General features: G+C 45.5%; 9 protein-coding genes. 6 read left to right on the top strand and 3 right to left on the bottom strand.

Going from position 1 to position 17,254, the window contains the following annotated elements:
- Positions 1–195 precede the first annotated feature (195 nt).
- From ACE1CM_RS30735 to ACE1CM_RS30720, 4 genes are all read left to right on the top strand, one after another.
- Positions 196–1,029, top strand: a complete 834-nt coding sequence (locus ACE1CM_RS30735) for a transcription factor RcaD (protein WP_374882655.1) — start codon at positions 196–198, stop codon at positions 1,027–1,029.
- Between the two features lie 22 nt (positions 1,030–1,051).
- Positions 1,052–3,046: an AAA family ATPase gene (locus ACE1CM_RS30730; RefSeq protein ID WP_374882654.1), complete on the top strand. Its 1,995-nt coding sequence runs from the start codon at positions 1,052–1,054 to the stop codon at positions 3,044–3,046.
- A gap of 8 nt (positions 3,047–3,054) precedes the next feature.
- Positions 3,055–5,718, top strand: a complete 2,664-nt coding sequence (locus ACE1CM_RS30725; RefSeq protein ID WP_374882653.1) for a DNA translocase FtsK — start codon at positions 3,055–3,057, stop codon at positions 5,716–5,718.
- Between the two features lie 165 nt (positions 5,719–5,883).
- Positions 5,884–6,810, top strand: coding sequence for a ParA family protein (locus ACE1CM_RS30720; protein WP_374882652.1), 927 nt, complete (start codon positions 5,884–5,886; stop codon positions 6,808–6,810).
- Positions 6,811–6,863: 53 nt separating this feature from the next.
- Here ACE1CM_RS30720 and ileS read toward each other — a convergent pair whose 3' ends face one another.
- Together ileS and ACE1CM_RS30710 are read right to left on the bottom strand one after the other, a co-directional pair.
- Positions 6,864–10,460 (bottom strand): isoleucine--tRNA ligase, encoded by a 3,597-nt coding sequence (gene ileS / locus ACE1CM_RS30715; RefSeq protein WP_374882651.1) that lies wholly within the window; start codon positions 10,458–10,460, stop codon positions 6,864–6,866.
- 130 nt (positions 10,461–10,590) lie between these two features.
- The gene (locus ACE1CM_RS30710) at positions 10,591–11,457 is read right to left on the bottom strand and encodes a Ycf66 family protein (RefSeq protein ID WP_374882650.1); all 867 of its coding nucleotides are present in this window, start codon (positions 11,455–11,457) and stop codon (positions 10,591–10,593) included.
- A gap of 154 nt (positions 11,458–11,611) precedes the next feature.
- Between ACE1CM_RS30710 and gndA the strand changes: the two genes are divergently transcribed.
- On the top strand, positions 11,612–13,048 hold the full coding sequence (gene gndA, locus ACE1CM_RS30705; RefSeq protein WP_374882649.1) for an NADP-dependent phosphogluconate dehydrogenase: 1,437 nt from the start codon (positions 11,612–11,614) through the stop codon (positions 13,046–13,048).
- A 669-nt stretch (positions 13,049–13,717) separates the two neighbouring features.
- Here gndA and ACE1CM_RS30700 read toward each other — a convergent pair.
- Positions 13,718–14,212 (bottom strand): molybdenum cofactor biosynthesis protein MoaE, encoded by a 495-nt coding sequence (locus ACE1CM_RS30700; RefSeq protein WP_374882648.1) that lies wholly within the window; start codon positions 14,210–14,212, stop codon positions 13,718–13,720.
- A 209-nt stretch (positions 14,213–14,421) separates the two neighbouring features.
- Between ACE1CM_RS30700 and ACE1CM_RS30695 the strand changes: the two genes are divergently transcribed.
- A complete protein-coding gene (locus ACE1CM_RS30695; RefSeq protein ID WP_374882647.1) occupies positions 14,422–17,232 on the top strand; it encodes a PAS domain S-box protein in 2,811 nt (936 codons plus the stop codon).
- Positions 17,233–17,254: the final 22 nt, after the last annotated feature.

Raw genomic sequence — 17,254 nt, 5'->3', positions numbered from 1 at the left:
TAGGGACACCCCAGGAGAAAACTTTGAGTTAACGACCAAATTTACTGATGCCGTGTCACAATGTGATGTCGTATCAACAGGGGGTAGGGACACCCCAGGAGAAAACTTTGAGTTAACGACCAAATTTACTGATGCCGTGTCCCGACAATGTTATGCTGCACACAATTCATAACCGCTGTAATCTATCCTGAATATATGGAAACTAACGAGCTAAAGTTTTTATTAAAGTTGCTGGGTTGCCCGAATTACCGCTCATCCCTTACCGCCAGCGGTTTTAAAGATTTCAAGGGCAAGGACAAAATTTGTCAAGATTTGAGCGATCGCCAACTCGTAGACTACTCCCGCGAGATTGCCTCGGTCCAAATTCTACCGCCCGGTAGCGCCCTGCTGCAACTCGATGCCTCCCAACTGCCAATTTCAGCCACAGAACTGAAGGTGTTGCAGAAAATAGGCAAAACAGAGGGAAAAATCAAACCCAGCGAGATCGGAAAATTAGCGAAAACAGCCGCCAATCGCGACAATATCTTAGAAAATCTGGCTGAACGTGGCTTTATCGAAGTCGAGAATAAACGCAAAAGGCAGAACGCCGAAGTATGGCTAACTGAGCACGGACTAGAGTATCTCAGGGATGAATATACCGCCACAGGCAAGAATCCTACCCTCAGCTTGGATCTGCTGACAAATTACCTGGGATTTTTACGCAAATCCTTGCGCGCCCAAACCCATGTTCTCCAAACAGCGCCTACGATCGCTGACTTAAAACCCAGTGATGAAGAAATTTTACAGATCGTGCGGAATTTAGACCGAGAAGCTGGGACAGAGAATTACCTACCCATCTACTACCTGCGGCAGAAGTTACAACCGCCATTATCGAGGGAAGAATTAGATCAGGCGCTGTATCGCTTGCAACGGAATGACCAGATTGAATTGAGTTCGTTAGTAGATCCGACGCCTTATACAGGGGAACAAATTGACGCCGGGATTCCTCAAGATGTGGGAGGGGCGCTATTTTTTATTGTCGTGAACTAGAAATTTTTTCAGTAGCTCAATCATGACATCCATCGACGATATCATCAAACGCGAGGTTAACCCGTTTGACCCGACAACGTTTAAGCAAGGACACTTTTGGCTGGATAAACAAGACGCAGCGCTTACAGTTGACTCGATTCATGCTGAAGCGCTGGCAGAAATTGAATCCGTCCTTGACCTAGTTATTCAAGACCACTCTAGCCGCACCGTGATGCTTGCGGGTGATTCAGGTTCGGGCAAAAGTTATTTATTAGGTCGGATTAAACGCACTCTCAATCCCAGAGCTTTTTTCGCTTATATTAGTCCTTGGCCCGATAGCGATGGCATCTGGCGTCACATTTTACGCTATACCGTCGATAGCTTAATGTACGTGAGTGAGGGTCAAGCAGAATCTCAGTTAATGCTTTGGCTAAAGGGTCTATCTGCTTTCACAAAACGCAGCTTAAAACAGCGAATTTTTGATGATAGTGTCTGGAGTTTATTACAAAGCGATCGCCAAAAATTTATCAAGCACCTCAAAGACACTTATAAACAAGCTAGTATCTACAACGCCGATAATTTTTTTGGAGTGCTGCACGACCTCACCAATCCAGAATTATATCCCCTAGCCTGCGAGTGGTTGCGAGGTGAGGATTTAAGCGACGAATCTTTGCAAGCCTTAAAAGTAAGACGATCGATTGAAACTGAAGAAGCGGCTTGCGAGATTTTATCAAATTTTGGCAGAATTTCTACCTCAACCCAACCGATTGTCTTGTGTTTCGATCAATTAGAAGCGATCGCTCGCTTACCAGACGGATCTCTCGACTTACAAGCATTGTTCAGCGTCAACTCCAAAATTCAAAACGAAAAGTGGAAAAACTTTTTGATAATTATTAGTATCACCACCGATATTTGGAAGCAAAATGTCAACCGCATCCACCAGTCTGACAAAGCCGGAATCTACAAAGGTATTGTTTTAAAAAGTATCAGTTTAGACCAAGCCGAAGCTTTATGGGAATTTCGTCTCTATCCACTCCACAGACAAGCCAACCCCAAACCAGAGCCAAAAATTTACCCCTTAACCAGGCAAGCTTTAGAAGACAAATTTCCCGGTGGCAAAACTAACCCCCGCAGCACACTCGATCTGGGACGCAAGCTATTTCAAGCATACAAAGAAAAAATTGTAGCTCCGATTATCAAAATAAATACAGAAACAGATTTATTAGCGGCATTAAAATTATTGTGGCAGGATGAATATAAAAAAGTTAAATCCAGAATTACCAAAATTACCGTGCTATCCGCATCGGAATTAATTCGGATGTTGGCAGAAGTTTTAACAGCATTACAAGTTAAAGAAATTAAGACTAAACTTTTAACAGGCCACTTTGCCAGTTATTCACTGAGTTATCAAAATCCCGATAGGCGGGGAAGGGTAGGAATAGTTTGGACAGAAGACTCCAACATGAAAAGTTTTTTCAATACTATGAATGCTTGCCAAAAAGCAATCGATAACAATCTCTGTCAAAATATACACCTAATTCGGGCTGAAAGTGTAGGAGACAAAAAACTAGCAGGGAACAAAATTTATCAACAAATTTTCACAGGGTCCCCCCATCGTCACATCCAGCCAAATCTGGAATCAGTTCATTATTTGGCAACGTACCAAAATTTAGTCAATGCCTCTCTCGCCAATGAATTGGTAGTAGCAGGAAAAACTATTAATCGAAAGGAACTAGACTCTTTAATTTACCAGAACGATATTTTAAAAGCTTGCAATCTATTGCAAGATTTGGGGATTGTTGAAGGCAGTAAGATTAAAGATCCAGATTTGTTGTTTGTTAAGGATTTCTTGTTGAATTTAATCATCACCCAGCAAGTTATGGGGTTACCCAAGTTTATTGAAAAAGGTTGCGAGTTTGGGCAAGTGAATGAATCCCTAGTTGAAAAGCTGGTTCATCAGTTATGTGTAGAACGAAAAATTAGAATTGTTAATCCCAAAGACAAGCGGGAAAAACAATCAGTATGTTGGATACCATAAATTAATTTATGCAAGACTTGAGCAAAAATGCTGAAATTAAAGAAGTTATTGCTAAATTAGCAGCAGCTAAAATTTTGTGGTTAGATACAGAAACCGCTAACTGGAATACTCCCTATCCCAAAATATCTTTGATTCAGGCGTTAGCAGAACCGGAAGATTTGACAGGCGATTGCGCCTACATTATAGACGTATTAAATCAACCGGATTTGGTGGAAGAATTTATTAACCAAGTCATGGAAAATCCGGAAATAGAGAAAGTTTTCCACAATGCCAAATACGATTTAAAGTTTCTGGGAAAAGATCGGGCAAAAAACGTAACCTGTACTTATAAAATAGCTAGGAAAAAAGGACGATATCGCTTACAAGTTCCCAACTTACAACTCAAAACTTTAGCCGAACATCTTTGCCACTTCTCCAACGTAGATAAAGCAGAACAAGCAAGCGATTGGGGACAACGTCCTCTCACTCCCAAACAGCTTCAGTATGCCAAAATGGATGTGGTTTATCTAGCTCAGGTGCATCGCCGTTTATTAGAAATAATTGACATCGATCGAGCTGATAATATTTTTAATATGCCAAAGACTGGAAACAATCATTTTACCCCTACTAAAGTCCGAGTTGCTTTTGAATGTCCCCGCCTGTTTTATTTGCATCAACACTTTGGCGGCAATACTCTATTCTTACCAAAGGATGCTACGACGGGTATCGGTAAAGCTTTTCATCAGTTAGCAGATAAATTCGTTAATTTAGCTCAAAGAACGCCGGAATTTAAAACTTTGTTTGCTCCAGCAGTAGAACAGCTAAAGGTAGAAGAAATAGCATGGCAAATGCAACAGCTATTTTACCGAATGGCTTTTTATCCTTATCTAAATCAACAAGAGCAAAACCTTGCTCCAGCAATGTTGCAAATCTGGGAAGGATTAAAAGGAATCATCCGCCGTTGGGCAGAATTACTGGTAGTAAATCGACGCTATTGCAGCGGCGAAACTGTTATTAGTAAAACCTTTGTCACTGGGGAACGTAAACTAGAACATTACTTTAATTTACCTGATGGCACCCAGGAGCGAGTTGTAGGAGAATTTGATTGCTTAATCTATAATTGCGAACTCGAACGCCTTTGTGTCGGGGAATTTAAAACCTATCAACCCGCAGATACATCCGCACAATTAGCTCAAGTTGCCCTCTACAGTTATATGCTGAAGGAAAAGCAAAATGTGCCAGTTGACTCGGCGGTTTACTGCGTCTTGCCAGAATTTAAAGAGTATTACTATTCTTGGGAACAATTAGAAAACACCGTACACAGTTTAATTCCCCATAAATTGCAACAAATGCGCCAATGGTTGACCTGGGAATCTGGGCAACCAAATCCACCGCCAGCAACCATTCAACCTCATCTTTGTGAAATTTGTCCGCAGCGGGAAAAGTGTCAGACTTTTTTTGCTGTTGCTGATGGGAATGGTAAGCAGGATACCTCTTTATATTATCGGGAGGCAGAGCCTCCCAGAATTGATTACCAGGTTGAACCTGGTAATCAGGAGGAGGGGGAGGCAGCAACTCACCCAACTCGTTCCCAGGTTCAACCTGGGAACGAAAATATAGAGGCTCCGCCTCTGGTTGAAACCACTCTAGATGCAGATAAAATCGGTCAAGAATTAGTTTCTACTTTTGAGTCTTTTAGCATTAAAGTTGATTACCTGGATGCAGTTGTCGCGCCTGCATTTATTCGAGTGAAGCTCAAACCTCATCCAGGGGTAAAAGTTGTTTCTCTGTTAAATAGATCGGCAGATTTACAGGTACAACTGGGGTTAGCACAACCGCCGATGATTGCACCTCAAGCTGGTTATGTCAGCGTCGATTTACCCCGCCCAAATCGCCAAATTGCTAAAGTTGAAGATTATATTAAACGTGAAACATTATCCCCAACTGCACCTGTAAAAATTGCCATAGGGGTGAATTTGGATGGAAAGTTGGTAGAAGCAGATTTATCCGATGCGAATACCTGTCACTTTTTGGTGGGGGGTACGACGGGTAGCGGCAAGAGTGAATTTTTGCGAAGTCTTCTGCTTTCGCTTTTGTATCGCCACTCCCCTACCCAGCTAAAAATTGCTTTGGTAGATCCCAAGCGGGTAACATTTCCAGAATTTGAGCAGACCCCCTGGTTGTATGCGCCTGTGGTCAAAGATGGGGAAAGCGCTCAAGCACTGATGACCGATCTAGTCGCGGAAATGGAATCGCGATACCATCAGTTTGAGACGGCTGGGTGTGCTGATATCGGCGCTTACAACCAAAAAGCTGCCAAATCCTTACCCCGCATTGTTTGTATCTTTGATGAGTATGCCGATTTTATGGCAGAAAAAGAAATTCGCAATGCGCTAGAATCGAGCATTAAACGGTTGGGTGCGATGGCACGAGCAGCTGGCATTCACTTGATCGTTGCTACCCAACGTCCAGAAGCTAAGGTTGTGACTCCTTTGATCCGTTCCAACTTACCGGGGAGGGTTGCACTCCGGACCGCCAGTGAGGCAGATTCGACTATTGTGTTAGGGGGGAATCAAAAAGCAGCTGCCTACTTGCTGGGTAAAGGCGATTTGCTCTACCAGCTGGGATCTCAGTTGCACAGGTTGCAAAGCTTATTAGCTACAACTATTCAGTTGTCGAAAAGCGATCGCTAGCTTGTCACAAACAGCATCGGCTGTTAATTTTTTCAACTCAACCTCAACCTTAAGCTAAAAATTGCACTCTTTTCCCTTGTCGCTGAAAAATATTCTAGATCTACCCCAGACACCCAGCTTTTCCAATACCTTCCCCGGCGTCATTATTGAAAAGGACTCTCACCAATGGGATTAATCATTGCAACTGCCAACATGAAAGGTGGCGTCGGTAAGACCACCCTAACCGTAAACCTGGCCGCTTCTTTAGTCAAGGATTTTGGTAAAAAAGTTTTGGTGGTCGATCTCGACAACCAAATCAGCGCCACTCTCAGCTTAATGTCGCCCCAGGACTTCGCCAAGCGCCGCCGAGACAAGCGGACGTTGCGCCATCTAGTCAACAAGGCAATTAAACCGGATAGTAAGCTATCGATTCCGGTTCAAGATGTGATTTTTCCCTACGTTTCTAGCTTGAAGGGATTTGATTTATTGCCAGGGGATATTGACCTGTACGATGAATTTTTAGTTTCTGAAATGCTTTATGAAAAAGCAATGCTTTCGGGAAATAATAATTTTGAACAAATTTGGACTAAGTTTGAATTGTTCTTGTTGAAAAACCTTTTGGAGCCTGCCATAAACGACTATGATTTTATTATCCTAGATTGCGCCCCAGGCTATCATCTTTTAACGCGCAGCGGTTTGCTGGCAAGCGATTTTTACGTATTACCCGCCAAACCAGAACCTTTATCTGTGATTGGGATTCAGTTACTCGAAAGACGAATTGCACAACTGAAAGAAACTCATAAAGACGATCCAGTCAATCTGCAATTGCTGGGAATTGCCTTTACGATGTCGGGTAATATGATCACCGGCAGGTACTACAATCAAGTGATGCGGCGAGTGAATGAAGATTACAGCGCTGCTAAAATCTTCAAAACTCGCATTCCGGTTGATGTTAATATTTCTAGAGCGGTTGATACTTTTATGCCGGTTGTTTTGTGCAGTCCCCAGTCTCCAGGTGCTAAAGCTTTCTCCCAGTTAGGGCAAGAATTTATGCAGAAAATAACGGTTATTACGACTCAGAAGCAAAACCCCACAAGGATTGATTTTGAGTAATTGTTAAGCAAGCATCCCGGTTTCTTTAAGAAACCGGGATGCTTGTTTTCTGTTTAAAATTGACCTGCTAATGCTGGGATGCAACGTTCGCATAACAGCGGATGTAGCGATGATTCGCCGACGTGAACTGAGTAGTTCCAGCAGCGGTCGCATTTTGTCCCATCTGCTTTCACCACGCCAATCAAGAGCGTATCCGACTGTCCTTTATACTGCAATTCTTCCAGTGCTGCTGGCGAGTCTACCAGTTCCACCTGGGAGGATATCAACAGATAACGCAGTTCATCCACTCCGTTGGTAATTGGTAATGGGTCATTGGTAATTGGTGTTTGTTGTGACTCAGTATCTGTTTGAGCGGGAACTTTGGTTTCTGCCTCTAGCTCTGGACTCTTGTCCTGTCCACGCACTTCGATCCTCATTTCATCTGTATCATCTAATACTTCTGTTTTGATGGATTTTATGCGAGCGGCTAGATTTTGCCGCTCGCTGGCGAGCAGTAAATTATTTTTCACGAACACCATCGAGTAAAACATCCCGACGAGTTCAAAAGAGGTTTGTAGCAGCGGCAGACTATTCACCGTCCCTACAATTACCCATACCACGCGCAGGACGATTAGCAGCGTTACAAGCATTCCAACTGTTATCAGCGATTTGCCGTATTTTTGCAGAAATTCATCCAGATAATCTGGCAAATTGCCGATAACGGTCGCCACTTTGTGGAAGCTTAGCTGGGATTTTTGTGGTGCTTTATCTACCACTAGCGCTAGTTGTTCTGGCGGCGCTACTTCAACTGCAACGTGAATTGCTTCGGTGTCGTCTTCGGGTTGGGAAGTATCTTCGGGTAATTTTATCCCTGGCGGCAGCGAACTGGGGGGATTTAATGCCTGCAATTGCTGGCGCAATTCCTCATCGGCGACGTAGAGTAATACCTTTGCATCTAAAGATGAGCCTATCATCTTTTCGGCGCGGGCTTGCTCCATTACCTTGTTAACTTCGCCGCGAATTTGACGCAGTTTTTGCCACTTGGCGGCGAGTTCTGGATTTTTCCACTGTTCCTCTATTTTGACCCAACCCGATTCAAAGACGGATTTGTAGGGTGTTTTGTAAGGTAGATATTCCCAGATATCTTCTGCCATGTGGCAGAGGACTGGTGCGATCGCCCTTGCTAAATTCTCCAATGCGATTGCCATCACCGTTTGACAGGTGCGGCGGCGGAATGTATTTTCGGCACTGATATACAACCTATCTTTGGCGATATCTAGATAGAAGTTGGATAAATCCACGACGCAGAAATTCTGCAACGCTTGGAAGAAGCGGAAAAATTGATAGCTTTCAAATGCTGCCGTTACTTCTTCAAACACCTCGGTCATCCGGTGCAGCATGTAGCGGTCGATTTCGGGTAGTTCCTCGTAGGGCACCGCATCTTTTGCCGGTTCAAAATCGTGTAAATTCCCCAACAAGAAGCGCGCCGTATTGCGGATTTTCCCGCGAATATCTCCTAACTGCTTGAGGATATTCTCACTCAAGGGAACATCGTTCGTGTAGTCTACCGAAGACACCCACAGACGCAACACATCTGCACCATAAGCGGGGAGTTCGACTTGCTTATCTTTCCCGTTTTGTTTGAGGGTAATTTTGCCACCTTCGATGATTTCATTCGGATCGATCCCATTCCCCAAGGACTTACTCATTTTGCGTCCTTGTTCGTCTACGGTAAAACCGTGGGTTAAAACGGTTTTATAGGGTGCAATGCTGTTATTTGCCACGCTAGTTAGCAAGCTGGATTGGAACCACCCCCGGTGTTGATCCGATCCTTCCAGATACATATCGACGGGATAGCATAATTCTGGACGCTGCTTTGCTACCGCCGCCCAAGAAGATCCAGAATCGAACCAGACATCCATCGTGTCTGTTCCTTTGCGGTAGGTATGACCGTTATCGCGGTATTTTTCCGGCAATAATTCTGCTACCGACAATTCCCACCAGGCGTCGGAACCAATTTCTGCGATAATTTTCTGGACGTAGGCGATCGTTTCTTCATTTAGCAGCGGTTCGCCCGTTGCTTCGTCGTAGAATACTGGAATTGGGACGCCCCAACTGCGCTGACGGGAGATACACCAATCAGAACGTTCTGCCACCATAGGGGTGATGCGATTTTCGCCTTGGGATGGAATCCATTTGACGGAGGCGATCGCTTCCAATGCCTGTTCCCGGAATCCCTCTACAGAAGCGAACCACTGTTCTGTCGCCCGAAAGATGGTAGGTTTCTTAGTCCGCCAATCGTAGGGATATTTGTGTTCGTAACGTTCTTGTTTCAGCAAGCACCCCGCTGCTTTTAGCGCCTCGATCGCGGCGGCGTTACCTTCGCTGATACTTTGATCGCCTTTAGTGACGACGGATAACCCAGCAAACTGTCCTGCTTCTTCGGTAAACTTCCCATCTGCATCCACCGGCGACAGGATGGGTAGATTGTACCGCTGACCTACCATATAATCTTCAAGACCGTGACCGGGTGCGGTATGTACTAACCCCGTCCCAGATTCAGTAGTAACGTAATCTCCCCCGATGACAATCTGACTAGAGCGGTCAAATAGAGGATGGCGGTAGGTAGCACCTTCCAAATCCTTCCCCGTCACCATTGCTTTTTTGTGCAGCTTCACTCCCAGGGTTGATGACAACCGATCTACTAAATCTGCTGCTACCAGGAGATACTTAAACTTAATCCCCTGACTTTCTTTTTCCGCTTCTGGTGCAGCAGTTGAAGGTTTTTCTTTCCCCTTGCCTTTTCCAGAAGGTTTCGTTTCTGTTTTCTCTTCTTTTTCCGGGGTAGATGCGGACTGGGGTTCGATTTCCACCACCGCGTAAGTCAATTCTGGATTGACGCTGACGGCTAAATTAGCTGGAATAGTCCAAGGCGTCGTCGTCCAGACTGCTACGCCCAAATCGGGTAAATAATCTTCCAAATCCAATTTCAACCCAGCTGGCAAATCGGTCATCGGGAAAGCGACGTAGATGCTGGGAGAAGTATGACCTTCCGGATACTCTAACTCAGCTTCTGCCAGTGCGGTTTTAGAACTAGGACTCCAGTGAACTGGTTTTAGACCGCGATAGATATATCCTTTTAACACCATCTGACCGAATACGCCGATTTGTGCCGCTTCGTACTCTGGTTTTAAAGTCAGATAGGGATTCTCCCAATCCCCCCAAACGCCGTAGCGCTTAAAGCTTTCCCGCTGTTCGTCAACAGCTTTGATCGCGAAATCCCGCGCTTTGTGGCGTAATTCCAACGGCGTCAGTTTTTGCCGTTCTTCTTGTTTCAGTTGCTGCAATACTTTCAGTTCAATTGGCAAACCGTGGCAATCCCAACCTGGTACGTATCGCACCTTGCGCCCCCGTAGCAACTGATACTTGTTAATAATATCTTTAAGAATTTTATTCAGCGCGTGACCCAAGTGTAGGGACCCGTTAGCGTAGGGTGGGCCGTCGTGCAAAATAAACAGATTGCCAGGATTATTCTGCGAAAGTTTTTCGTAAATCTGATTTTCTGCCCAAAACTTTTGGATTTCGGGTTCTCGCTTGACTGCGTTGGCACGCATGTCAAAGCCGGTTTTGGGTAAATTTACAGTGTCTTTGTATGTTTTTGCTTCCGTCACAGTTCGATGCCAAATAACAGTGATTTATTGCTGCCTTATATTCTGACATTTTCCCCCGCCTGAATGACGGGTAATTTGAAATTGTAGCATCTGTCGGTTGGGTTTGGTTAGCTCAACCCAACCTACTGGTTTAAATCGAATCGGTTGGTTTTTCCGGTTCTGTCTTGGGACGGGGAGAAGTGGGAATATTCTCAGACTGGAGGTTTTGTTGGATTTCTTGGACGAGTGAGGGTACGTCGTCTGGGGTTGATTCGGGGTTAGCGATCGCTTCAAACGGCGATGGTTTTGTCGTTACCGTTGATCGGGTTGGATAGTCTTCTGACTTGAATTCGACCACTTCGGTTACCGTTGGTGGGTTGGGAGTGTCTTCGGACTTGAATTCGACCACTTCGGTTACCGTTGGTGGGGTGGGAGTGTCTTCGGACTTGAATTCGACCACTTCGGTTACCGTTGGTGGGTTGGGAGTGTCTTCGGACTTGAATTCGACCACTTCGGTTACCGTTGGTGGGTTGGGAGTGTCTTCGGACTTGAATTCCACCACTTGCGTTGGTACAACAGCTGGGACAGGTTCCTCGGTCGCCGCAGTAGGGACTGTTTCTGACGCCGTTGTTTTAGCAGCAGGCGCTTTTTTGCCCTTGGTTGTCGGCACCCGGGTTCCTGGAATTTTAGTTTTAACCGAGGTCAACAACCCACCGATCTTTGACTGCAACTCGGCAGTTGTTGGTAACTCGGTTTGTTGTGCCGCAGGCACCAGCTGCCGGCGCAATGTCAGGGTTTGCCAACAAAACCACCCCAGCAAGGAAACAGCTGCGATTTGACCCAGCAAAACCCCACCAGTAAGGCGTCCGGCGCACACCCACAACATCAAAGCATAAAACAGCCCGACCCCACTCCAGTAAAAGTCAATTTTGCGATGGATTTCTGGCAAAAAGAAGGCAGCGAGGTAAATACCAAGACTACCAAGGCCGACAGCCAACGCCAAGATGTATGCAAGCATACCCGAACTCCCTGCTACGTCTGTTGGATCTAATCGGTAATTTTACCCCTTTGGCAGAGTCTTAATTTCTTCTTCACAGGACAAGATTGGGGATCGAGATAACCTGAAAGTAAAGCCACCCAACAAACCATTAAGCAGAGTTACAACAAGTTTTATGGCACTACAGAGCTTCGGTGTAATTGGTCTAGCCGTAATGGGAGAAAACCTAGCGCTAAATGTAGAGCGTAATGGGTTCCCGATTTCCGTCTACAATCGCACCGCCGAAAAAACCGACGTCTTCATGGCAACCCGCGCCAAGGGTAAGAATGTCGTCGCTACCTATTCCCTCAAGGACTTTGTGGCGTCCCTAGAACGTCCCCGCAAAATCCTGATTATGGTACAAGCGGGTAAACCCGTCGATGCGGTGATCGAGCAACTCAAACCCTTCATCGAAGAAGGCGACATTCTAATTGACGGCGGGAACTCTTGGTATGAAGATACCGAACGTCGCACCCGCGAATTAGAACCCCAAGGATTCCGCTTTATCGGTATGGGGGTTTCGGGGGGTGAAGAAGGGGCGCTGAATGGTCCGAGCTTAATGCCGGGAGGCACGCAAAGTTCCTACGAGTATTTGTCACCCATTTTCACCAAAATTGCCGCTCAAGTCGATGATGGCCCTTGCGTTACCTACATTGGTCCTGGGGGTGCGGGTCACTATGTCAAGATGGTACACAACGGCATCGAGTACGGGGATATGCAGCTGATTGCAGAAGCATACGACTTACTCAAAAATGCGGCGGGACTCGATCGCCAACAACTACACGAAGTTTTTGCCGAATGGAATCTCACCGATGAACTCAATTCTTTCTTAATTGAGATTACGGCGGATATCTTCAAGTACATCGATCCAGAAACGAATCAACCCCTGGTGGAATTAATCTTAGATGCCGCTGGACAAAAAGGTACCGGACGCTGGACGATACAAACTGCCTTAGATTTGGGTGTGGCAATTCCCACAATGACAGCGGCAGTTAACGCCCGGATTATGTCTTCTGCCAAGCAAGAACGGGTTTATGCTTCCAGACTGTTGACGGGTCCATCTGTTAAGTTCCAAGGAGATGTTAAAACCTTCGTCAATCAGGTTCGCGATGCCCTTTATTGCTCGAAGATTTGCTCTTACGCTCAAGGGATGGCACTGTTGGGTACGGCGTCCAAGACTTTATCTTTTAACCTGAATCTGGGTGAAATTGCGCGGATTTGGAAAGGTGGCTGTATTATTCGGGCTGGGTTCTTGAATAAGATCAAATATGCGTTTGATGAAAATGCGGAATTACCGAACCTGCTGTTAGCGCCTGAGTTTATGCAGACGATTTTGGATCGGCAAAATTCTTGGCGGGAAGTGCTAGTGCAGTCGGCGAAACTGGGAATTCCCGTACCGGCATTTAGCGCATCTTTAGATTACTTTGATAGCTATCGACGCGACCGCTTACCGCAAAATCTCACCCAAGCGCAACGCGACTACTTCGGTGCCCACACCTACAAACGGGTTGACAAAGAAGGCGTATTCCACACCGAATGGACGAAACCATTACCCCAACCTGTTAATGTCTAAACTCTCTGTTTAAAGTGCCGCAGGACTGAAATTTGCGGCAATCGATCCCCCCAACCCCCCTTGCCAAGGGGGGCTTAAGCGGGATCGAGCGCCAGTCTGGTAGAATTAGTTGACAAAATTCTGGATAAGGCTTGCTGAATTTGAATCCACTTACTACAATCGCCCGCGAACGCCCACCCCACAATAGCTTCAATTTCTGGTGGTATGGGGGGTGAATTTGAATCCACTTACTACAATGGCGGGCGTTCCGCCCACCCCACAACAGCTTCCATTTCTGGTGGTATGGGGGGTGAATTTGAATCCACTTACTACAGCTTCAATTTCTTGTGGGGTGGGCGTTCCGCCCGCCATAGGTAGGGATAGCTATTTTCACTTTATTTACCAGAAACAATCGGTTTAGAGACTCCCCCTTTAAAGGGGAAAGGAAAAATTAGTTTCCTCTCCGATCGCCAAAGTTTCTTCTGCGATCTAGAGTTTTATAAAGTATTTTGCACAGAAACCCGGTTTCTTTCTCCGATCGCCAAAGTTTCTTCTGCGATCTAGAGTTTTATAAAGTATTTTGCACAGAAACCCGGTTTCTTTCCGTAACTGTCAACTGTCAACTGTCAACTGTCAACTGTTGAACTGCACCTACTTAACAACGCTGTTTAGCGGATAGCTGGGCGAAGCTTAACAATTTCCTGGGGATTGACAGGCGCCAATACTCACCCAACTGCTGGAACCATCCTGCCAATGTTCCTTTTTCCAAATTGGTGCGTTATGTTTGAGCGTATCGATCGCATACTTGCACGCCGCAAACGCCTCGCCACGGTGGGGACAACCAACCGCCACCAGCACGCTAATTTCTCCAATTTTTAACCGTCCGACGCGATGGTGAATTACCACCCGATTCGCCTGCGACCAAGTTTTGCGGATCTCTTGGGCGATTTTGCGGAAAATTTCCAGCGCCATCGGTTCATAAGCTTGATATTCCAGGGCAACCACGGGTTTACCATCAGTTTGGTTGCGTACAGTACCGCTCATCAACACTACCGCACCGTTAGCCGCATCGTCTGCTAGCTGGTAAACTTCTTCCAGAGATAGGGGTGCAAACGTAATCGCAAAGCTGTCTAGATCCCCGCTTTTAACAGGTGATTCTAAGGCTGTTGTCGCTCCAAGGTTCATCGCTTTTTTGGCGTTAATATTGCTACAGATATCTATATATTGTCAAATTCTGTTTCCCCCGGCGCCACGGCTACTGCATCCTGAACTAGAATCTGAAATAGATCAAACGAAAGCATTTTAAAAAAATTTCTCCAACACGGCAAGCAAATACTGAATTTGACAATTTTAGCAGCAATTGATTGAAAGATTTTTGGTTTAATTTTAATTTAATGAAAGCTACCTTACCCGACAATGAAGCGGAAAGGCGCGCAGCTATCCGCCAGTATCAGATTATCGATACCGACCCAGAACCGGCTTTCGACGATCTCGCCCGTTTAGCCGCCCATATTTGCGGCACACCCATTGCTTTAATCAATCTGATCGATGGGAACCGCCAATGGTTCAAATCCAAGCTGGGGTTGGATGTGACGGAAATGCCCCGCGACTTTGGTTTGTGTCCCCAATGCATTCAGCAAGGGGATATTTTAGTTATTCCCGATACCTTAGCTGACGATCGCTTCGCCACGAACCCCGTCGTCACGACCCCTCCCCACATCCGATTTTACGCAGGTGTCCCCCTGATTACACCAGGAGGACAAATCATCGGCACGCTTTGCGTGGCTGATACCGTACCCCACCAACTGAGTTTGACACAAGTAGAGGCACTGCAAGCGCTCAGTCGCCAGATTATCAGCCAGTTGGAGTTGCGGCGTCATATCGCCGATATGGCACGCATTGCCACCGAGTGTCAGCAAGCAGAAGCAGAGATGCGGCACATAACTGCCGAGAATCTCAAACTTGCCCGTGTCGTCGCTGCGGTTTCCGATGGAGTCATCGTTACCGATCCAAATCAACCAGACAATCCCATCATCTACGCCAACCCTGCTTTTTCGCGGATTACCGGGTATTTACCAGAAGAAATTATCGGTCGCAACTGTCGCTTTTTGCAAGGGTTCGGTACAGATAAAAAAGTAGTTTCTCGCATTAAGCGAGCCGTTGCTAAACGGCAAGAACTTCAAGCCACGTTGTTGAATTATCGCAAAGATGGTCAGCCATTTTGGAACGAAGTCAAAATCTCTCCCGTCTTCTCAGACAAAGGGGATTTACTTTACTTTGTTGGCATTCAAACAGATATTACTGCCCGCAAAATTGCCGAAGAACAAATGCGTAGCACCCAAATCTTCCTCAACTCGATTGTGGAAAATATTCCTCACGCGATTTTTGTCAAAGATGCGAAGAAACTCAAGTACGTCAGCATCAACAAAGCCGGGGCAGAAATGATTGGGTTTGATAAATCAGAAATTATTGGTCAAAGCGACTCTGACTTTTTCCCCCCAGAAATAGCCGATTTATTTACGGCACAAGACCGGGAAGTATTGTCAAATAAAAAAGTTGTAGATCTTCCAGAAGAACCAATCCCAACCAAGAAGAAAGAAATCAAAATTTTGCATACTAAAAAAATTCCAATTCTAGAAAAAGCCGGAAACCCCCAATATTTATTGGGCATTGCAGAAGATATCACCGCTCGCAAATCGGCTCAAGAGCAAATTCGGGAACAAGCAACCCTGCTGGACAAATCTCAAGATGCGATTCTGGTTCTGGATACACAAGATTGCATCCGTTTTTGCAACGAGAGCGCCCAAGGCTTATATGGTTGGAAGAAGAGCGAAATTGTCGGTTGTTCTTCAGAAGTTTTGTTTAAGCATTCACCTCAAATACAACAAGCTCGCCAAACAGTTTTTGCAACGGGCGAGTGGCATGGTGAATTGCGGCAAGTTACGAAAAATGGCAAAGAAATTGTCGTAGAAAGTCGCTGGACGCTAGTGCGGGATGAAGAGGATAAACCCAAATCAATTCTGATTGTCAATACGGATATAACTGAGAAAAAACAACTAGAAGCGCAATTTCAGCGCGCCCAGAGACTGGAAAGTCTCGGCACGTTAGCTGGGGGTATGGCTCACGATTTAAATAATATTCTAACGCCAATTATGACATCGGTTCAAATCCTGGAAATGGTCGTGACCGATGAGCGGAGTCAGCGGTTGCTGAATTTACTAGAAAACAACGCTAAACGGGGAGCAAATTTAATTAAACAAGTGCTGTCTTTTGCGCGGGGAACCGAAGGAGAAAGGGAGGTTATTCAAATCTTTGACTTAATTGAAGAAGTTGAAAAAATCATCAAAGAAACTTTTCCCAAATCTATCGATCTGTTCGCCCCTAGACCGATAACAGAAATTTGGCCTATTTGCGGCGATGCCACTCAACTGCATCAAGTTTTAATCAATCTCTGCGTCAACGCTCGCGATGCTATGCCAAATGGCGGGAATCTGAATATTTCGGCGGAAAATATTACGATTGACTCGCACTATGCCAAAATGAATCTTGACGCCAAAGTTGGGCGCTATGTGGTTATATCTGTCGCGGATACTGGATGCGGAATTCCTCCAGAAATCATCGATAGAATCTTTGAACCATTTTTCACAACTAAGGAAATCGGTAAAGGCAGCGGACTGGGTCTTTCCACCGTAATGGGGATTATTAAAGGTCATGGCGGTTTTATCAATGCCTACAGCGAAGTGGGGAAAGGAACGCTATTTAAGGTATATTTGCCAGCCCTAGAAAACCGCGAAATAAAATCATCGAATTCGGCAGAGGAAATCCTAGAAGGAAATGGAGAATTGATTTTAGTTGTGGATGATGAAGTAGCAATTTGCGACGTGACTAAAGCATCTTTAGAAGCTTATAATTACAGAGCGATAACAGCGAATGATGGTTTGGATGCGATCGCACTCTACGCCCAGCAGAAAGACGACATCAGCGCAGCGATCGTGGATATGATGATGCCGTCTATGGATGGGTTAACCACGATTCGCACGTTACAAAAAATTAACCCGCAATTCAAGGTTATAGCTAGCAGCGGTCTTTTGTCCAACGTCATGAGTACTGAACTGGCAAATATCGGCGTTAGCAATTTTTTATCAAAACCCTATACGGCAGAGCAATTGTTGAAGACTTTACATCAAGTTATTGCTAATGGGTAATGGCTAATGGCTAATGGCTAAT

The sequence above is a fragment of the Microseira sp. BLCC-F43 genome (assembly GCF_041929235.1).
GTDB lineage: Bacteria > Cyanobacteriota > Cyanobacteriia > Cyanobacteriales > Aerosakkonemataceae > Microseira.
This window is presented reverse-complemented; position numbering and strand designations above follow the sequence as displayed.